Origin of the sequence: Pseudomonas sp. MIACH, assembly GCF_001269925.1 — a bacterium.
Classification (GTDB): domain Bacteria; phylum Pseudomonadota; class Gammaproteobacteria; order Pseudomonadales; family Pseudomonadaceae; genus Aquipseudomonas.
Map to the genome: position 1 here is coordinate 214,279 of NZ_LHVO01000056.1, position 18,732 is coordinate 233,010.

Here is an 18,732-nt window from a genome sequence, read left to right on the forward strand (position 1 = left end):
AACACAAAGCAAAAATGTGGGAGGGGCAAGTCGAATCGTCGCACCGCCCCTCCCACATTGGTTTTGTGGTGCTTTCACGTCAGCGCTAGAGCCCGCCCGTCGCGTTAAACCCTACCCCCAGCACCGTCAACACTGACAGCGGCAATAACAGCGTGTCGAGCAGCGCGCTGGCCGGCAGGTCGACGCCGGGATAGCTCGGCGCCTCGGCACCAAACCGGTCCTTGGCGCAGCAACCGCCGTTCATTGCATACAAATCCAACCGCGTGCCGGCATACACCACCGGCGCGCCGGGCTGGGCGGCGTCCAGGGTACGCGCGGTGGCGCAGCCGGCCAGCTGCAGCGCCAGTATCACCAACAGTGCCTTATTCATCGCTGCTCAAATGGTGTTCGCCCCAACGCGGCAGCATGTCCTGAGGGATATTCAACAGGTTGAGAATGCGCGCCACCACGAAATCCACCAGGTCATCGATGGTCTGCGGCTGGTGATAGAAGCCGGGCGAAGCCGGCAGGATGGTCACCCCCATATTCGACAGCTTGAGCATGTGTTCCAGATGAATGCTCGAATACGGCGCCTCACGCGGCACCAGGATCAACTGGCGACGCTCCTTCAACGTCACGTCGGCAGCACGCTCGATCAAGTTGTTGCAAGCGCCCGTGGCAATCGCCGACAACGTCCCGGTGGAGCACGGCACCACCACCATTGCCGCTGGCGCGCCGGAGCCCGATGCCACCGGCGACATCCAGTCTTCCTTGCCGTAGACCTTGATCTGCCCCGCCGCCGCACCGGTGTACTCGGTGAGAAAGGCCTGCATCATCTGCACCTTGGGCGGCAGCGCGACATCAGTCTCGGTGGCCATCACCAACTGCGCGGCCTTGGAGATCAGGAAGTGCACCTCGCGGTCCTCACGCACCAGGCAATCCAGCAGGCGCAGGCCATAGGGCGCGCCGGATGCGCCGGTCATCGCCAGGGTGACGCGCTCGGGTCCGCTCATTTCAACGCCTCGGCCAGTTTGCCGTGCAAGCCGCCGAAGCCGCCGTTGCTCATGACCACCACATGGGTGCCAGGCTTGGCCTGGTGCTTGACGAACGCAATGATGCCCTCGATGGAATCACAGACTTTCGACGGCACCGTGCATTGCGCCGCAATCGCCGGCAAGTCCCAGCCAAGATTGGCCGGGGCATACCACACCACCTGGTCGGCATCGTTCACGCTTTCCGGCAGGCCGTCGCGGTGTGCGCCGAGCTTCATGGAGTTTGAGCGCGGCTCGACAATAGCAATGATAGGGGCATCGCCAACGCGTTTGCGCAGGCCGTCGAGGGTGGTGGCAATGGCCGTTGGGTGGTGGGCAAAGTCGTCGTAGATGGTAATCCCATTCACGTCGGCGACCTTTTCCATACGGCGCTTCACGCTCTTGAATGCGCTCAAGGCAGCAATGCCCATCGACGGCACCACGCCCACATGCCGCGCGGCCGCCAGGGTGACCAAGGCATTGGCGACGTTGTGCTGGCCAGTCATGTCCCACTCGACGATGCCTTGCGCCTCGCCTTCAAACAGCACTTCAAACCGGGAACCGTCTTCACTGAGCAACTTGACCTGCCATTGCCCACCCGCACCGGTGGTTTGCACCGGGGTCCAGCAGCCCATCTCGATCACGCGCTGCAAGGCCGGCTCGGTGGTCGGGTGGATAACCAGGCCTTCGCTCGGAATAGTGCGCACCAAATGGTGGAACTGCCGCTCGATGGCCGCCAAGTCTGGGAAGATGTCGGCGTGATCGAACTCCAGGTTATTGAGGATCGCCGTGCGTGGACGGTAGTGGACGAACTTGGAGCGTTTGTCGAAGAAGGCGCTGTCGTATTCGTCGGCTTCAATCACGAAGAAAGGCGTATCGCCCAAGCGCGCCGATACCGAGAAATTCTGCGGCACGCCGCCGATCAGGAAGCCGGGGCTCATGCCCGCATGCTCCAGCACCCAGGCCAGCATGCTGCTGGTGGTGGTCTTGCCGTGGGTGCCGGCAACGGCCAGTACCCAGCGACCTTGCAGCACATGATCGGCCAGCCATTGCGGGCCGGACACGTAAGGCAAGCCTTTGTTGAGTACGTATTCGACAGCCGGATTGCCACGAGACATGGCATTGCCGATCACCACCAGGTCCGGCACCGGGTCGAATTGCGCCGGGTCGTAACCCTGGGTCAGTTCTATGCCCTGGGCCTCAAGCTGCGTGCTCATGGGCGGGTAAACATTGGCATCGGAGCCTGTTACGTGATGGCCCAGTTCTTTGGCCAGAACCGCCATCGAGCCCATGAATGTGCCGCAGATACCAAGAATATGAATGTGCATAGTCGACCTCGTAAACATCGAGGCAGGTTAGCGCAGGGGGGCGAAAATCGCACTCTTTAGCTGTAGGACCGATCTATGGAGCCGCCCGTGCAATACCGTGCCGGCGCAGCTTTCGATACAGCGTATTACGACTGACCCCCAACTGCTCCGCCGTGTGGGTCATGTGCCAGCGTTGTTGCTCCAGAGCCGTGAGCAAGGCGAGCCGCTCGGCGTCGCCCAGGGGCGACTCCGCAAGCCTGGCCTCGGCGACCGGTTGCGGCCGAGCCTGGCGGATCGCCGCCGGTAAATCCTCAAGACCGACCCGCCCGTCGTCACACAGCGCCGCCAGCGTACGCAACACCGTGCGCAGTTGCCGAACGTTGCCCGGCCAGGCGAAGGTCAACAGCGCCGAACGCGCTGCCGGGTCGAGTTGTACGCTCTGCCCGCCGGCTTCCTGCACCAGCAGGAAGTCCAGCAACTGAGACTTATCGCTGCGCTCACGCAACGCTGGCAAGCCGACTTCCAGACCATTGAGCCGGTAATACAGGTCTTCACGAAAACTGCCGTCCTGCACACGTTCCAGCAAATTCCGGTGAGTGGCGCTGATAATTCTGACATCAACCGCCTGGGGCTCACCGCCGATGGGCACCACCATGCGGTCCTCCAGCACCCTTAACAGACGCGTCTGCAGCGCCAACGGCATGTCGCCGATTTCATCGAGGAACAGCGTGCCGCCGTCGGCCTGTTGCAACTTGCCCTGCATGCCGTCCTTACGCGCGCCGGTAAAGCTGCCGCCGCGATAGCCGAACAATTCGCTTTCGATCAGGCTTTCCGGGATGGCGGCGCAGTTGAGCGCAACGAAGGCTTGATCAGCGCGCTGGCTGGCCTGGTGCACCGCCTTGGCGAAGGCCTCTTTGCCGCTGCCGGTTTCGCCATTAATCAGTAACGGCACATCCCGCTCGAATACCCGCAGCGCTTTACGGAAGTCACTTTGCAGCGCCGGATCGCCCAGGCAGATACCGGCCAGGCGTACCGGCGCAGGCTGGGCGATGGGCGCCGGCACGCTGCGCGATTGACCGCGCAAGGCCGCGAACAAGTGCCGGCCATCCCGCGTGCGCAATGGCCAACTGGCGGTGGCATTGGCACTGGCGCGACCGAGCAGCTGGTCCAGGGAACACTCGAAAAACGCCTCCACCGGCTGCCCCAACAAACCACCACGCACCTGCCCCAGCAGGTTGAGCGCACTCTGGTTGACGGCACAAATCCGCCCTTCGCCGTCAAACGCCAGCAACCCTTCGCTGAACAGCCCCACCGACTCGGCCTGCAAGTGAAAGCGCAGCAGCCAATGGTTTTCGAAGTGGCGCAGGAAATAACAACTCTCGATCATCTTCGCCGACAGGTTGACCAGCGCCATGGTGTGAAACTGGCTCTGGCGCGAGACCGCCTCCCGGGCCGACGACACATCCAGCACCGCGAGCAGTTCGCCATGGGGGTCGAACACCGGGCTCGCCGAACAGGTCAGCCCGGTGTGGCGGCCACGGAAATGTTCATCGCGATGAATGGTCAACGATTGGCGCTCCACCAGGCAGGTACCGATGCCGTTGGTGCCTTCGCAGGCTTCACTCCAATCGGCACCCAGCCACAACCCGGCACGCTCGAAAATCTTGCGCTCGGACGGCGCGGTGACACAGTTGAGGATTACCCCGCGCGCATCGGTCAGCAGCACCGCATGGCCTGCCCCGGAAAGCTGCTGGTGCAGGCTGTTCATCTCGCTGCCGGCAATATGCAGCACCTGTTGCAGGCGCTCGCGACTTTCCAGCAGGCGACCGTGCTCAAGCACCGTAGGGGCAATGGTTTGCGCAGGGTCGAGGTGGTAATCCTCCAGGCAGCGCAGCCAGGAACGGGCGATGGACGGATCGCTGGACGGATCGCGCCCGCGCGCCACGGTGAGGACTTGCTGGGCATGGCGACTGAAATGATCGTTATGCATCTTCTTATTATTCTCCCTGCGTGAGAGCGTCCAGCATCCCCCAGCCCTCCGATCAATGCAATCCCAGGCCGACCCATCGGTCACGACCTGTACCGTTTATGGCACAAACTGTCACTGCCGCTGTACCACACGTGTCACAACGAGATCTGGCAACCAATCCCAAGCCCTTGATTTACCTGGCCTGCAAAGCACTGGCCCAACCTTTGCTCTACGCTTTACCAAGCGCTTGCGCGCTGCACTCCAATAAACATAAAAGCCAGGAGATACCCACCATGCGTTACGCACACCCCGGTACTGAAGGCGCGATCGTTTCGTTCAAGGCCAAGTACGGCAACTTCATTGGTGGCGAATTCGTTGCCCCGGTCGATGGCAACTATTTCACCAACACCTCGCCGGTCAACGGCAAGCCTATCGCCGAATTCCCGCGTTCCACTGCCAAAGACATCGACAAGGCGCTGGACGCCGCCCACGCTGCCGCTGACGCCTGGGGCAAGACCTCGGCCCAGGACCGCTCGCTGGTGCTGCTGAAAATCGCCGACCGCATCGAACAGAACCTCGAACTGCTGGCCATCACCGAAACCTGGGACAACGGCAAGGCCGTGCGTGAAACCCTCAACGCCGACATCCCACTGGCGGCCGACCACTTCCGCTACTTCGCTGGCTGCATCCGCGCCCAGGAAGGCACCAGCGCCGAAATCAACGAACACACCGCGTCCTACCACTTCCATGAGCCGCTGGGGGTGGTCGGCCAGATCATCCCGTGGAACTTCCCGCTGCTGATGGCCGCGTGGAAACTCGCCCCGGCCCTGGCCGCCGGTAACTGCGTGGTGCTCAAGCCTGCCGAGCAAACGCCGCTGGGCATCAACGTGCTGATGGAATTGATCGGCGACCTGCTGCCACCGGGTGTGCTGAACGTAGTGCACGGTTTCGGCAAAGAAGCCGGCGAAGCCCTGGCCACCAGCAAACGTATCGCCAAGATCGCCTTCACCGGCTCCACCCCGGTGGGCTCGCACATCATGCATGCGGCGGCCGAGAACATCATTCCGTCCACCGTGGAACTGGGCGGCAAGTCGCCGAACATCTTCTTCGCCGACATCATGAAAGCCGAACCGTCGTTCATCGAAAAAGCCGCTGAAGGCCTGGTGCTCGCGTTCTTCAACCAGGGCGAAGTGTGCACCTGCCCATCCCGTGCGCTGGTGGAAGAGTCGATCTACGACGATTTCATGAAAGTAGTAATGAAGAAAGTCGAACAGATCAAACGCGGCGACCCGCTGGACACCGACACCATGGTCGGCGCCCAGGCATCGGAGCAGCAGTTCGACAAGATCCTGTCCTACCTGGAAATTGCCAAGGGCGAAGGCGCGCAATTGCTCACCGGCGGCAAGGTCGAACAACTCACGGGCGATATGGCCGGCGGTTATTACATCCAGCCGACCCTGCTCAAGGGCACCAATGAAATGCGCGTGTTCCAGGAAGAAATCTTCGGCCCGGTGGTGAGCATCACCACCTTCAAGGACGAAGCCGAAGCCCTGGCGATTGCCAACGACACCGAGTTCGGCCTGGGCGCCGGTGTGTGGACCCGCGACATCAACCGCGCCTACCGCATGGGCCGCGCGATCAAGGCGGGCCGCGTGTGGACCAACTGCTACCACCTGTACCCGGCGCATGCTGCGTTTGGCGGTTACAAGAAGTCCGGCGTGGGCCGTGAGACCCACAAGATGATGTTGGATCATTACCAGCAGACCAAGAACCTGCTGGTGAGTTACGACATTAATCCGCTGGGCTTCTTCTAACTAACCCCTCCTCCCACAGTTCAAATGCAATCAAATGTGGGAGGAGCTTGCCCCTCCCACACTTAGATCTTCATAAGTACTTGCGAATTGCATTCGGCACACAGAGGCCGAGTTAAAAACAATAACAATGAAAGGTACTTCTTCATGCCTAGCGAACCGACTGGATCTTCTGTCGACTTCGAAAAAGTCGACTCCCAATACTTCCAACAACGCGAACTTAAAAAAGGCGCCGCCGGCTGGGTGCTACTGGTTGGCCTTGGCGTTGCCTACGTGATCTCCGGCGACTACGCCGGCTGGAACTTCGGCCTGGCCCAGGGTGGCTGGGGCGGTATGTTCCTCGCCACATTGCTGATGGCCACCATGTACCTGTGCATGTGCTTTTCCCTGGCCGAACTGTCCTCCATGATCCCCACCGCCGGCGGTGGCTACGGTTTTGCCCGCAGTGCCTTCGGGCCCTGGGGCGGGTTCCTCACCGGCACCGCCATCCTGATCGAATACGCTATCGCCCCCGCCGCCATCGCGGTGTTTATCGGTGCCTATTGCGAGTCGTTGTTCGGCATCGGCGGCTGGATGATCTACCTGGCGTTCTACATCATTTTTATCGGCATCCATATCTTTGGCGTCGGTGAGGCCTTGAAGCTGATGTTCGTGATCACCGCCATCGCCGCGATTGCGCTGGGCGTGTTCCTGGTGTCGATGGTGCCGCACTTCAATGTCGCCAACTTGCTGGATATCCCGGTAAGCGAGGCCAAGGGCGCCAGCACCTTCCTGCCGTTTGGCTACGTCGGCGTGTGGGCGGCGATCCCTTATGCGATCTGGTTTTTCCTCGCCGTAGAAGGCGTGCCGCTGGCCGCCGAAGAAACCAAGAACCCCAAGCGCGACCTGCCCCGGGGCCTGATCGGCGCCATTGTGGTGCTGACCAGCTTTGCCCTGTTGATCCTGGTGATCGCACCGGGCGGCGCGGGCACCTATGCGCTGATCAAGTCGGGTAACCCGCTGGTGGAAGCGCTGGCGCTGTCTTATGGCGGTTCGACCTGGATGGGCAGCTTCGTCAACCTGGTCGGCCTGGCCGGTTTGATCGCGAGCTTTTTCTCGATTATCTACGCCTATTCGCGGCAGATCTTCGCCTTGTCCCGTGCTGGTTACCTGCCGCGCAAACTGTCCCAGACCAACAAGAGCAAGGCACCGGTACTGGCGCTGGTGATCCCCGGCATTATCGGTTTCGGCCTGTCGCTGACCGGCCAGGGGGATTTGTTGATCCTGGTGGCGGTGTTTGGCGCGACCATTTCCTACGTGCTGATGATGGCCGCGCACATCACCCTGCGCATTCGTCGCCCCAAAATGGACCGTCCTTATCGCACGCCGGGCGGCATCTTCACGTCCGGGGTGGCCCTGGTACTGGCCTGCGTGGCCGTCGTTGCGGGCTTTTTGGTGGATCCACGGGTGGTGATTGGCGCCGCAATCATCTATGGAGTATTAATTGCTTACTTTGCTTTCTACAGCCGGCATCACTTGGTAGCAGGCACGCCCGAAGAAGAATTCGCCGCGATCCAGGCCGCAGAGGCCGCCTTGCACTAACTGCCGTAAACCTCGACGCGGGTTCCTCTCCTGCCCGCGTCGTCAAGGAGACACTGTATGGCAAGCTTTTCCCACGCGGTCGGTGCACAGACCTACCGCTTCGACAGCCTCAAGGACGTAATGGCCAAGGCCAGTCCCGCGCGTTCCGGGGACTTTCTCGCCGGCGTCGCTGCGCAGAACGACGGTGAGCGGGTGGCGGCGCAAATGGCGCTGGCAAATATCCCGCTGAAACACTTCCTCGAAGAAGCGTTGATCCCCTATGAAAGCGATGAAGTCACCCGGCTGATCATCGACACCCACGACAAGCAGGCTTTCGCCGTGGTCAGCCACCTGACCGTCGGCGGCCTGCGCGACTGGCTGCTCAGCGACGCTGCCGATGAACAATCCCTACGCGCATTGGCGCCGGGGCTGACACCGGAAATGGCCGCGGCCGTGTCCAAGATCATGCGCGTGCAGGACCTGGTACTGGTGGCGCAGAAGATCCGTGTGGTCACTCAGTTTCGCGGCACCATGGGCCTGCGCGGGCGCCTGTCGACCCGCCTGCAACCCAACCACCCGACCGACGAGCCGGCGGGCATCGCTGCGAGCATTCTCGACGGCCTGCTCTACGGCAACGGCGACGCCATGATCGGCATCAACCCGGCCACCGACAGCATCGCCTCGATCTGCGCGATGCTGGAGATGCTCGACGCCATCATCCAGCGCTACGAAATCCCCACCCAGGCCTGCGTGCTGACCCACGTCACCACCTCCATCGAAGCCATCAACCGCGGCGTGCCGCTGGACCTGGTGTTCCAGTCGATTGCCGGCACCGAAGCAGCCAACGCCAGTTTCGGCATAAGCCTGAGCGTGCTGCAGGAAGGTTACGAGGCGGGCTTGAGCCTGAAGCGGGGCACCTTGGGGCAGAACCTGATGTATTTCGAAACCGGCCAAGGCAGCGCCTTGTCGGCCAACGCGCATTTTGGCGTCGACCAGCAAACCTGCGAAACCCGCGCCTATGCGGTGGCTCGGCATTTCAAGCCGTTCCTGGTGAATACCGTGGTCGGTTTTATCGGCCCCGAGTACCTGTACAACGGCAAGCAGATCATCCGCGCGGGCCTTGAAGACCACTTCTGCGGCAAGCTGCTGGGCGTGCCCATGGGGTGCGACATCTGCTACACCAACCACGCCGAAGCTGACCAGGACGACATGGACACCCTGCTGACCCTGCTGGGTGTCGCCGGGATCAACTTCATCATGGGCATTCCCGGCTCCGACGACATCATGCTCAACTACCAGACCACCTCGTTCCACGACGCCTTATACGCCCGCCAAACATTGGGTTTAAAACCGGCGCCGGAGTTTGAACAGTGGCTGGCAAAAATGGGCATCTTTACGCAGGCCGACGGCAAGGTGCATTTTGGCAACAGCCTGCCACCGGCGTTTCGCCACGCTTTGGCGCAATTGGGATGAAGGAGCCGCCTGTGCAACTCGACCTGCCTGAAAACCCGTGGCTGGAACTGCGCCGCCTGACTCCGGCGCGGATTGCGCTGGGCCGCACCGGCACCAGCATTCCCACCAACGCACAGCTGGACTTTCAATTTGCCCACGCCCAGGCGCGGGACGCGGTGCACCTGCCCTTCGACCATGCCGGCCTGAGCAGTCAGTTGGCCGAGCGTGGGCGCGATAGCCTGTTGCTGCACAGCGCGGCAACCGACCGGCATAGCTATCTGCAACGTCCGGATTTGGGGCGGCGCTTGAGTGACGAGTCGGCCCAAAGCCTGCGGGATTACGCGGCTGCGCATCCTGGCGGCATGGACCTGGCGGTCGTGGTGGCGGATGGTTTGTCGGCGCTGGCGGTGCATAAACATACGTTGCCGTTTCTTACGCGCATGGAAGAACAGACCCACGCCGAAGGGTGGTCCTTGTCGCCGGTGATCCTGGTGGAACAGGGCCGCGTGGCAGTGGCCGACGAAATCGGGCAACTGCTCGGCGCCAAGATGGTGGTGATCCTCATCGGTGAGCGGCCGGGGCTCAGTTCGCCGGACAGCCTGGGCCTGTATTTCACCTATAACCCCAAGGTCGGCCTCACCGATGCCTATCGCAACTGCATCTCCAATGTGCGCTTGGAAGGCTTGAGCTATGGCATGGCGGCCCATCGCTTGCTGTACTTGATGCGAGAGGCGTGTCGCCGGCAGCTGTCGGGGGTCAACCTGAAGGACGAGGCCCAGCTTCAGACGATCGAATCCGACGACCCGGACCTGATGAAGGGCAATTTCCTGCTTAGCCCACCCACCGACTGATCCCGGCACGATTGCGCTTTTTAGCGTCTTTAGGCAGCATCAAGTCACGGCCGCTCGTGTGGTCATACCCCATTTGGAAGTTGAGGCCTGGCATGCGGATTACTCAAGCGACCCTGGAACACCTGGACCTGTTGACTCCGTTGTTCGTCAAATACCGCGAGTTTTATGGCGCGCTGCCCTTTCCGGATTCGTCACGGGCGTTCCTGGAAAAGCGCCTGCGCCGCAAGGAGTCGGTGATCTACCTTGCCCTGGCCGATGACGACGACAAACGCCTGCTCGGGTTTTGCCAGCTTTACCCGAGCTTTTCCTCGCTGTCGCTTAAACGTGTGTGGATCCTCAACGACATCTATGTGGCCGAAGACGCGCGCCGGCAACTGGTGGCGGATAACTTGATGCGCACGGCGAAGAAGATGGCCAAGGAGACTCACGCGGTGCGGCTGCGGGTATCGACCAGCAGTGATAACCAAGTGGCGCAGAAGACGTACGAGTCAATCGGGTTTCGTGAAGACACCGAGTTCAAGAACTACACCTTGCCGATCAGCGAAGACTGACTCCCTTACACGTAGACTCCCTGTGGGAGGGGCATGCCCCCGATAGCGGCTGTTCAGTCAGACTATTTATAACTGACACGGCCTCATCGGTAGCAAGCCCCTCCCACAGTGGGTTATGAGGCGCCCAGCGCACCGTGTACTGCGACATCCCCCGCTACAAAACCAACACGCTTTTCACCTCTCAATCCGTATAATGCGGACCTTTCAGGGTTGTAAGAAACACTACATAAACGTGTAGCCTTATTACCCGAGCTTCCGCACAGGCCTGCCGAGTCGGGCCGTTCACACAGGTGCCATCCATGGATTTCAACCCGCTCGACCTTATCCTGCATCTCGACGTGTACCTCGACATGCTGGTAACCAATTATGGTCCGTGGATATACGCCATTCTTTTCCTGGTCATCTTTTGTGAAACCGGCCTGGTGGTCATGCCGTTCCTGCCGGGTGATTCGCTGCTGTTTATCGCCGGCGCCGTCGCTGCGGGCGGCGGCATGGACCCGGTATTGTTGGGCGGCCTGCTGATGCTGGCGGCGATTCTCGGCGACAGTACAAATTACGTGATCGGGCGAACGGCGGGAGAACGCCTGTTCAGCAACCCGAACTCGAAAATCTTCCGCCGCGACTACCTGCAAAAAACCCACGATTTCTACGACAAGCACGGCGGCAAAACCGTAACCCTGGCGCGCTTCCTGCCGATCCTGCGTACCTTTGCACCGTTCGTTGCCGGCATCGCGAAAATGCCATACCCACGCTTCTTCGGCTTCAGCGTGCTGGGCACTATCCTCTGGGTCGGCGGCCTGGTGACCCTCGGCTACTTCTTCGGCAACGTGCCATTTATCAAGAAAAACCTCTCGCTGCTGGTGGTGTTCATCATCCTGCTGTCGCTGGTGCCGATGATCATTGGCGTGTTCCGCAGCCGCTTTGGTCGCACGTCTTCAGAAGCCAAGCCGCAGTAACCCGGCATGTGGTCCCTCAGCGCCTGGCGTCGCCGGCGCCTGCTGGCCAAGCACCCGATTGCCGATGACACCTGGCAGCGGGTGCGCCACCACCTGACCTTCCTCGACGGCATCAGCGCCGAGCAGGACCAGTGGCTGCGCGAAGCCTGCGTGGTGTTCCTCGCCGAAAAACACCTCACCGCCCTCCCCGGCGTCGACCTGCACCAGGAACAACGCCTGCTGCTCGCCGCCCAGGCGCAATTGCCGCTGATGAACCTCGGCGACCTCGACTGGTACCAGGGTTTCCATGAAATCGTGCTGTACCCCGACGACTTCCTCAGCCCTCAGCGCCATCGCGACAGCAGCGGCATCGAACACGAGTGGGACGGCGAACACAGCGGCGAGGCCTGGCAGCAAGGCCCGGTGATCCTCGCCTGGCCCGGCGTACTGGCCAGCGGTCAGTGGGAAGGCTACAACCTGGTGATCCACGAACTGGCGCATAAGCTCGACATGCTCAACGGCGACGCGAACGGTCTGCCGCCGCTGCACCACGACATGCGTGTGCAAGAGTGGGCCAGTGTGATGCAGGGTGCTTATGACGACCTCAATCGCCAACTGGACGCCAATCCCGATGCCGAGACGGAGATAGACCCCTACGCCGCGGAAAATCCGGCGGAGTTCTTTGCTGTCACCAGCGAATATTTTTTCAGCGCCCCGGATTTACTGGTCAACAGTTATCCCCAGGTGTACGCCCAACTCAGCCGCTTTTATCGCCAGGATCCCCTGGCCCGCCTGACCCAACTGCAAGCGCACGACCCGCGCTATCAGCCACAAGGCGAATGACTGTACGACGTCTGGCGCATGGCATCGCCGTCAGAATATGCCTATAATCGCCGCCACTTTTAGGCCAATCCGGTCATGTCATATGGCCAACTACGGGGGCAACGCCCAATGAGCTACAGCAAGATTCCGGCTGGCAAAGACCTGCCGAACGACATCTACGTCGCCATCGAGATTCCGGCCAACCACGCGCCGATCAAATACGAAATCGACAAAGACAGCGACTGCCTGTTCGTTGACCGTTTCATGGCCACCCCGATGTTCTACCCGGCCAACTACGGTTTTATCCCTAACACCCTGGCCGACGACGGTGACCCCCTCGACGTGCTGGTCGTAACCCCTTACCCGGTTGCCCCAGGCTCGGTTATTCGCGCCCGTCCAGTCGGCATCCTGCACATGACCGACGACGGCGGCGGCGATGCCAAAGTTATCGCTGTGCCTCACGACAAGTTGTCCCAGCTGTACGTGGACGTGAAGGAATACACCGACCTGCCGGCACTGCTGCTGGAACAGATCAAGCACTTCTTCGAGAACTACAAAGACCTCGAAAAAGGCAAATGGGTGAAGATCGAAGGCTGGGGCAACGCAGACGCCGCCCGCGCCGAGATCCTGAAGTCGGTTGCGGCCTACAAAGGCTGATACCTGCTACTCATTGCCTCGGCAATTGAAAAAGCCCCGATTATTCGGGGCTTTTTTTGTGGGAAAAATTAAACATAAAGTTCACCAATTAACACGCAACGTTGAACTAAGCAGAACAACTGAAAGATCAGGCCACAACTAAGCCAAAACCTACACGCGCAATTCAACGCATGGTTTATTTGATTAGATTTCTTGGCCAGTAAACTCTGCGTTTATGAATACATCAGGTGATCGTTTAAAAGCACTATTACGGGAAGTTCATCTTTCCGCCTCCGACTTCGCCAAGAACCGTGGTGTCACGCCCCAACACGTGAACAACTGGTTCAAACGCGGCGTGCCCATGGGCCGACTCAACGAGATCGCAGAACTGCTATGCGTCTCCAACCGTTGGCTGCGCACCGGCGAAGGCCCCAAACACCCACCGGCCAACTTCCTGCTCGAAGGCCCGGAAACCAGAAAAGGACTGCCCACCACCCGCGAAGGAAGCGGCAAATACCTCTCAGGCCCCGCCTGCTCCCCGGAAAAAATCGACGTGGAGATCCCCCTCCACCCCACCTTCACCTCAACCGAACGCATCCGCGTCTCCCTGCACACCCTCGAAACCCTCAACGTAAACCCCGACCGCGCGCTGGGCGCCTACATGGTCGACAACAGCATGATCGACATCATCCAACAAGGCGCCACCCTCGCCATCGACAAAGGCCGCACCCAAATCATCGACGGCGAAATCTACGCCGTCGAACACGATGGAATGCTACGCATCAAATACCTCTACAACCGCCCTGGAGGTGGTTTGCGCATGCGCAGCCACAACGCCGGCGAACACCCGGATGAATACCTGACGCACGAACAACGGTTTGAGCAGAACTTCCAGATCGTGGGGTGGGTGTTCTGGTGGTCCACCCTCAACAACCGCCGCCCACCCGTGCCGCTGGATGAGCATCTTTTGAGCTGGGAAGGCTCTAAATCGGATCCGGAGGTGGGCAACTGAAGTGAATGTGGGTATCATGCGCCGCACATTTGGCAGGGGGAGGCTTTGCGCTATCCACCCTGCTCGGCGAAGCGGAGGAGTTCCCGCAGATGCCCCTACTATTCAGCCCGACGCAATGTGGGCTGAGCGATTTGAAGGCTGCTGAGGTTTGTCAAAAACAAGCTGAGGCGGTCACAGAGAAGCCGGCCACAAGCCGGCTTTTTAATTGTCCGAAATAATCCTATCCCATCCGAGAATCTTCCTGATAGCTTAGCTATTCCGGGGGTTTCAGACATTTCCCTGTCCGATGGTGTTCAACGCCATTTGACCTCATCCGAGGATGAAGTGGGGGGACAGGTGGGGGGCCAAAGGTGTTGCCGCTGACCGAAAACTGACCCAGTAGAGGCTGTTCTGCCGACTGAAAACTGACCCAGGTGTTCAACTGCTTCTGCTCACTTTTTGAGCAGGAGAACACAGGGTGATCAGCATGGAAATGTTGGGGAAAATCCGGCGGATGTACTTCCGCGACAAGCTCTCGCTGCATCAGATAGCCAAGCGTACCGGGCTTTCTAGAAACACCATCCGAAAATGGGTCAGAGCGCCCGAAGCCACTCAGCCGGCGTACCAACGGTGCGCAACCTTCAACAAACTCAGCCCTTTCCACGAGACGCTGGAACAGGCGCTCAAGGCCGATTCGTTCCGGCCAAAACACAACCGCAGGAGCGCCAAAGCGCTTTTCGAGCAGATCAAGGCCGACGGTTACGACGGCGGCTACAGCCAGCTCACGGCGTTTGTGCGCTCTTGTACCGCTGACTTTTGCGCTCGGCGAGGCGTTTCAATTTGACTGGAGCGAAGAGAGTCTGCTGATCGGTGGCCTGTTTCGACGCATCCAGGTCTCCCACATGAAGCTGTGCACCAGTCGCGCATTCTGGTTGGTTGCGTACCCTAGCCAAGGCCACGAGATGCTGTTGGATGCCCATACCCGTTCGTTCGGAGCGTTGGGTGGCGTGCCACGTCGCGGCATCTACGACAACATGAAAACGGCTGTCGACAAGGTCAACAAAGGCAAAGGCCGCACGGTCAACGCCCGGTTTTCCGTGATGTGCGCGCACTATCTGTTCGATCCGGACTTCTGCAACGTGGCCTCTGGCTGGGAGAAAGGCATCGTCGAAAAGAACGTGCAGGACAGCCGGAGACGAATCTGGCTCGATGCTCAAAACTGCATGTTCCATACCTTCGAGGAGCTGAACGTCTGGCTCGGCCAACGCTGTCGTACGCTCTGGGCCGAACTTGTACATCCGCAGTACAACGGTTTGACGGTGGCAGAAGTCCTGGAGCTGGAGCAGGCTGAAATGATGCCGATGCCGACGGCCTTTGATGGCTACGTGGAACGCACCGTCCGTGTCTCTAGCACCTGCCTGATCAGCGTGGCGCGCAATCGTTATTCGGTGCCTTGCGAGCGTGTTGGTCAGTGGGTCAGCAGCCGTTTGTACCCTTCGCGGATCGTGGTCATTGCCGACGAAACGGTGATCGCCAGCCATGAGCGCCTCTTTGATCGAGATCAGGTCAGTTTTGACTGGCAGCACTACATCCCACTCATCGAACGCAAGCCTGGTGCACTGCGCAATGGCGCGCCATTTGCTGATCTGCCAAAACCGTTACGGCTTCTCAAACGGGGACTGAGGCGTCACACCAACGGTGATCGAATCATGATGCAGGTACTGGCTGCTGTGCCAATTGCGGGTCTCGAACCTGTGCTGGTGGCGGTGGAGCTGGTACTTGAATCGGGAAGTCTGAGCGCCGATCACATCCTCAATGTCCTTGCCCGCCTGACCTCCACCGCACCACCTCCCTGTGTAGAAACCAGCCTGCAACTCAAGGTCGCGCCTGTTGCCAATACGGCGCGCTACGACCGGCTCCGTACGACCGATGAGGAGAATCGCAATGCGTGACCTGATGACTGAACTCAAAGAACTGCGCCTGCACGGCATGGCCAGTGCTTGGGAAGAACTGGTATCTCAAGGAACAGCGTCGACGGCTTCATCGAAATGGCTGCTGGAACATCTGCTTCAGCAGGAACATGCAGATCGCGCGGTGCGCTCGGTGAATCATCAGATGAACATGGCAAAACTCCCCATGCACCGTGACTTAGCTGGCTTTGACTTCAGCGCTTCCAGCGCTGATGCCCGGCTGGTCAGCGATCTATCCAGCTTAGCGTTCACTGAAACCGCGCAGAATGTCGTGTTCATCGGCGGCCCTGGAACCGGGAAAACACACCTGGCCAGTGCCTTGGCTGTATCCGGAATTACGGCCCACAACAAACGCGTGCGCTTTTTCTCCACGGTGGATCTGGTCAATCTGCTGGAGCGTGAAAAGTACGATGGTAAGGCAGGCCGAATCGCCCAGGGACTGCTACGAACAGACCTGGTGATACTCGATGAGCTGGGGTATTTGCCCTTCAGTCAAAGCGGCGGTGCCCTGTTATTTCACCTGCTGTCCAAACTGTACGAACACATCAGCGTGGTTATCACCACCAACCTGAGCTTCTCGGAATGGTCGAGTGTGTTTGGCGACGCCAAAATGACTACGGCGCTGCTGGATCGGCTGACACACCACTGCCATATCGTTGAAACAGGCAACGAGTCTTACCGCCTGCAACACAGCACATTGGCTGCCCAGACAAAGATCAAAACACGCGAACGAAAGCGAAAGGACGGAAATGATATCGAGGACGATGAGCCATTTTGATCCGCACCATAAATGCCCTGCTGCATGCGGTGGGGCTTGATGCGTCTTTAATCGGAACACTGCTGCTAAGCTTATCCACAATTGCTGGGACAGAAATCAGCAATCCGTCCTGGGTCAATTTTCAATCGGCAGGGTGGGTCAGTTTTCAATCAGCGCCAACACTGACCTCAGCTGATCGCTAGACGTTACCCCCAACGGTACGAAATTACGATGCCTCGTAATAAAGTAACTGTTATACAGTCTATAAACTTTACTTGGGCTAATGCGGTCTCGGTGCCTGCAAGCACGTCCATCGACTCGGTGGCTAGCCAGATGTAATCGGTGCGCATCATTTGGCAAGTGCTCGGATGAAGCGGACGCATCCCTAGGAATCTGAGGATGGCTACTTCACCGTAAGCGTTTGCCGACCAAGCGGTAACTCAATGATCGCCAACGATTCAATCCTTCGTTTTTGATTCGACTTTCAAAGGAATGAAAGCTGGCAGAGCGACTGCCTGCTGAACACGGTATAGCGGTAAACACCATTTCTCACGATATCCTCATCTAGACAACAACACTGCCTATAGACTACTTTCGAGCCTTCAGTGAAAGTAGCGCACCCTTATGGCAATTGAGCCGCCAGGTGATAGACGCTCCAGGAGATCGCATGGAAGACGTACTGATGAAGTGCATTATTTGTAGAATTAAAAAGACGACAGATTGCTTTAATGATGAGCATGTAATTCCGGATTCTTTGGGCGGCTACTATCACATCAATACAGTTTGCAAAGATTGCAACTCTGAACTCGGAATGAAGGTCGATTCACCACTCGTTAATCACAAGCTTTCTCAGCTGTACCGATTTGGCGAGGAGATTGCTGGAAAGTCAGGAAAAGTCCCTAACCCGTTCGCTGGCACTTTTGTTGGAAAGGATTCACCCGACAAGAAAGCCAGGCTGGATATTGGAAGCAGTGGAACACTGGAGCTCTATCAACTCCCCAGCACCAGTTGGGGAGAGAGAGACGGGAAGCTTCAACTCAGAGTTTCGGTCGACCCGAAAGATGAAGGAAAAATTGATCAGATTCTCACCAAGACACTTGCCCGAAATAATATTTCAGCAAATTCGGTGGTAAAGAGTTATAAAGAGTTTGACCTCGACCAATCCGAATATACAATTAGTTGGCCGATTGACACTCTTCAATTCAAAATTGGCTTACTTAAGATAGCGTATGAATTCGCAGTAGACACCCTGCCTGAATACTTTGAGGATTATGCAGCGATCAGAATCTCCGAGATCTTGCGCGACGCGCAATATGATAAGGTTCTCGATTACGTTAAGATCGGGAATGGACTGGAAGATAAGATCTGGAATCCTTTCAATCAGTACTTGGATCTAGAAAGCCGCAAGCATTACCTGCTTCTGGCCAATGGTGACACCATGGGGCTGGTGTGCCTAATCAAGCTGCATGACCATTTTGCTGTCGGCGTTGTACTCTCTCCGAAGTGTTACCTTAAAGAGGGGAAGATGTTTTTAGGTATCAACTCACTGGAATCACAGAGCTTCATCAAACTTACTGGTGAGGAGATGCTCAACCAATGTCTACGCATGACGCACGGACGCCCTGTGTACGCTCTTGACCCCAACTGTAGGGACGAAGCCATTGCTGAAATAGAAAACCCTAACTACCGCTATGACGGCCAAGACAATAAACGCGACATTTTCCCCCTGTACAACAAGCGAGGCGAATTCATTTGTTACTTCCACGATGCTATAAGTCAAAAACGCATCGAAGCTAGGCAGGACGGAAACAAGCACATTAATGTAATGTGGCTTGATGAAAGGCGAGCATATTTCTTAAAAGCTGTTAACACAGGAAAGCTTTACCGGATTCTAGCCTACGAAATTGTGCAAGAGCAGGTCAGAAAGCTATGACCTCATAGCTACATCATCAAGTAAACGGTCGCGGTAGGGATGGCAGTTAGATGACTTGGTCGGACAATTACTAATTGTACGCCTTAACGCAATCTGCAATGCCTATTCGCTCACGGTGTCCGGCCAGAACGCCCTCTTAATCCTTCACTTTAAGCATTGGGATCAGGGGAGTGTGCT

The 18,732-nt window shown here is 58.5% G+C and carries 15 protein-coding genes and 1 pseudogene; 12 read left to right on the forward strand and 4 right to left on the reverse strand.

All coding sequences use genetic code 11. The features are described 5' to 3' along the window. Nucleotides 1-85: 85 nt before the first annotated feature. From AD670_RS23780 to AD670_RS23795, 4 genes are all read right to left on the reverse strand, one after another. Nucleotides 86-370: a YceK/YidQ family lipoprotein gene (locus tag AD670_RS23780; RefSeq protein ID WP_027605223.1), complete on the reverse strand. Its 285-nt coding sequence runs from the start codon at nucleotides 368-370 to the stop codon at nucleotides 86-88. After that, nucleotides 363-992: a flavin prenyltransferase UbiX gene (gene ubiX, locus AD670_RS23785; protein WP_017735613.1), complete on the reverse strand. Its 630-nt coding sequence runs from the start codon at nucleotides 990-992 to the stop codon at nucleotides 363-365. Before ubiX ends, AD670_RS23780 begins: the two co-directional genes overlap by 8 nt. Further along, nucleotides 989-2,338 (reverse strand): UDP-N-acetylmuramate:L-alanyl-gamma-D-glutamyl-meso-diaminopimelate ligase, encoded by a 1,350-nt coding sequence (gene mpl, locus AD670_RS23790; RefSeq protein ID WP_053138137.1) that lies wholly within the window; start codon nucleotides 2,336-2,338, stop codon nucleotides 989-991. The genes ubiX and mpl overlap by 4 nt, the downstream gene beginning before the upstream one ends. 73 nt (nucleotides 2,339-2,411) lie before the next feature. Next, entirely contained in the window at nucleotides 2,412-4,307 is a 1,896-nt protein-coding gene (locus tag AD670_RS23795) for a sigma-54-dependent Fis family transcriptional regulator (protein WP_053138140.1), read from the reverse strand. Nucleotides 4,308-4,579: 272 nt separating this feature from the next. Here AD670_RS23795 and AD670_RS23800 point away from each other — a divergent pair, with 272 nt between their 5' ends. The 12 genes and pseudogenes from AD670_RS23800 to AD670_RS23855 all read left to right on the forward strand — a co-directional run bounded on the left by AD670_RS23800 (nucleotide 4,580) and on the right by AD670_RS23855 (nucleotide 18,555). Further along, nucleotides 4,580-6,100, forward strand: coding sequence for an aldehyde dehydrogenase family protein (locus AD670_RS23800; protein WP_053138144.1), 1,521 nt, complete (start codon nucleotides 4,580-4,582; stop codon nucleotides 6,098-6,100). 144 nt (nucleotides 6,101-6,244) lie between these two features. Continuing rightward, the gene (gene eat / locus AD670_RS23805; RefSeq protein ID WP_053138146.1) at nucleotides 6,245-7,678 is read left to right on the forward strand and encodes an ethanolamine permease; all 1,434 of its coding nucleotides are present in this window, start codon (nucleotides 6,245-6,247) and stop codon (nucleotides 7,676-7,678) included. 57 nt (nucleotides 7,679-7,735) lie between these two features. Next, nucleotides 7,736-9,130 carry an ethanolamine ammonia-lyase subunit EutB gene (locus tag AD670_RS23810; RefSeq protein WP_053138148.1) on the forward strand — a complete coding sequence of 465 codons (1,395 nt, stop codon included), beginning with the start codon at nucleotides 7,736-7,738 and terminating at the stop codon, nucleotides 9,128-9,130. Continuing rightward, nucleotides 9,127-9,960 (forward strand): ethanolamine ammonia-lyase subunit EutC, encoded by an 834-nt coding sequence (gene eutC, locus AD670_RS23815; protein ID WP_053138150.1) that lies wholly within the window; start codon nucleotides 9,127-9,129, stop codon nucleotides 9,958-9,960. Before AD670_RS23810 ends, eutC begins: the two co-directional genes overlap by 4 nt. Before the next feature lie 92 nt (nucleotides 9,961-10,052). Next, on the forward strand, nucleotides 10,053-10,511 hold the full coding sequence (locus AD670_RS23820) for an N-acetyltransferase (RefSeq protein ID WP_053138152.1): 459 nt from the start codon (nucleotides 10,053-10,055) through the stop codon (nucleotides 10,509-10,511). A 299-nt stretch (nucleotides 10,512-10,810) separates the two neighbouring features. Continuing rightward, a complete protein-coding gene (locus AD670_RS23825; protein WP_053138154.1) occupies nucleotides 10,811-11,467 on the forward strand; it encodes a DedA family protein in 657 nt (218 codons plus the stop codon). A gap of 6 nt (nucleotides 11,468-11,473) precedes the next feature. Then, nucleotides 11,474-12,289 (forward strand): zinc-dependent peptidase, encoded by an 816-nt coding sequence (locus tag AD670_RS23830; protein ID WP_053138158.1) that lies wholly within the window; start codon nucleotides 11,474-11,476, stop codon nucleotides 12,287-12,289. Between the two features lie 108 nt (nucleotides 12,290-12,397). Then, nucleotides 12,398-12,925 carry an inorganic diphosphatase gene (ppa, locus tag AD670_RS23835; RefSeq protein WP_053138161.1) on the forward strand — a complete coding sequence of 176 codons (528 nt, stop codon included), beginning with the start codon at nucleotides 12,398-12,400 and terminating at the stop codon, nucleotides 12,923-12,925. Nucleotides 12,926-13,139: 214 nt separating this feature from the next. Continuing rightward, entirely contained in the window at nucleotides 13,140-13,916 is a 777-nt protein-coding gene (locus AD670_RS23840; RefSeq protein ID WP_053138164.1) for a S24 family peptidase, read from the forward strand. A 466-nt stretch (nucleotides 13,917-14,382) separates the two neighbouring features. Beyond that, nucleotides 14,383-15,847, forward strand: a pseudogene (istA, locus tag AD670_RS23845) (IS21 family transposase). Beyond that, complete coding sequence (gene istB, locus AD670_RS23850; RefSeq protein ID WP_053138165.1) at nucleotides 15,840-16,643, forward strand: IS21-like element ISPsy20 family helper ATPase IstB; 804 nt, start codon at nucleotides 15,840-15,842, stop codon at nucleotides 16,641-16,643. The pseudogene istA and the gene istB overlap by 8 nt, the downstream one beginning before the upstream one ends. Nucleotides 16,644-17,289: 646 nt before the next feature. Next, a complete protein-coding gene (locus tag AD670_RS23855; RefSeq protein ID WP_053138168.1) occupies nucleotides 17,290-18,555 on the forward strand; it encodes an HNH endonuclease in 1,266 nt (421 codons plus the stop codon). The last annotated feature ends 177 nt before the right edge of the window (nucleotides 18,556-18,732 follow it).

Bases quoted from the DNA above. Each gene is read 5' to 3' on its own strand.
- AD670_RS23810 (WP_053138148.1), top strand. From the start codon at position 7,736: ATGGCAAGCTTTTCCCACGCGGTCGGTGCACAGACCTACCGCTTCGAC.
- AD670_RS23780 (WP_027605223.1), bottom strand. From the start codon at position 370: ATGAATAAGGCACTGTTGGTGATACTGGCGCTGCAGCTGGCCGGCTGC.
- istB (WP_053138165.1), top strand. From the start codon at position 15,840: ATGCGTGACCTGATGACTGAACTCAAAGAACTGCGCCTGCACGGCATG.
- AD670_RS23795 (WP_053138140.1), bottom strand. From the start codon at position 4,307: ATGCATAACGATCATTTCAGTCGCCATGCCCAGCAAGTCCTCACCGTG.
- AD670_RS23855 (WP_053138168.1), top strand. From the start codon at position 17,290: ATGGAAGACGTACTGATGAAGTGCATTATTTGTAGAATTAAAAAGACG.
- eat (WP_053138146.1), top strand. From the start codon at position 6,245: ATGCCTAGCGAACCGACTGGATCTTCTGTCGACTTCGAAAAAGTCGAC.
- AD670_RS23820 (WP_053138152.1), top strand. From the start codon at position 10,053: ATGCGGATTACTCAAGCGACCCTGGAACACCTGGACCTGTTGACTCCG.
- AD670_RS23840 (WP_053138164.1), top strand. From the start codon at position 13,140: ATGAATACATCAGGTGATCGTTTAAAAGCACTATTACGGGAAGTTCAT.
- AD670_RS23800 (WP_053138144.1), top strand. From the start codon at position 4,580: ATGCGTTACGCACACCCCGGTACTGAAGGCGCGATCGTTTCGTTCAAG.
- AD670_RS23825 (WP_053138154.1), top strand. From the start codon at position 10,811: ATGGATTTCAACCCGCTCGACCTTATCCTGCATCTCGACGTGTACCTC.
- AD670_RS23830 (WP_053138158.1), top strand. From the start codon at position 11,474: ATGTGGTCCCTCAGCGCCTGGCGTCGCCGGCGCCTGCTGGCCAAGCAC.
- ubiX (WP_017735613.1), bottom strand. From the start codon at position 992: ATGAGCGGACCCGAGCGCGTCACCCTGGCGATGACCGGCGCATCCGGC.
- eutC (WP_053138150.1), top strand. From the start codon at position 9,127: ATGAAGGAGCCGCCTGTGCAACTCGACCTGCCTGAAAACCCGTGGCTG.
- ppa (WP_053138161.1), top strand. From the start codon at position 12,398: ATGAGCTACAGCAAGATTCCGGCTGGCAAAGACCTGCCGAACGACATC.
- mpl (WP_053138137.1), bottom strand. From the start codon at position 2,338: ATGCACATTCATATTCTTGGTATCTGCGGCACATTCATGGGCTCGATG.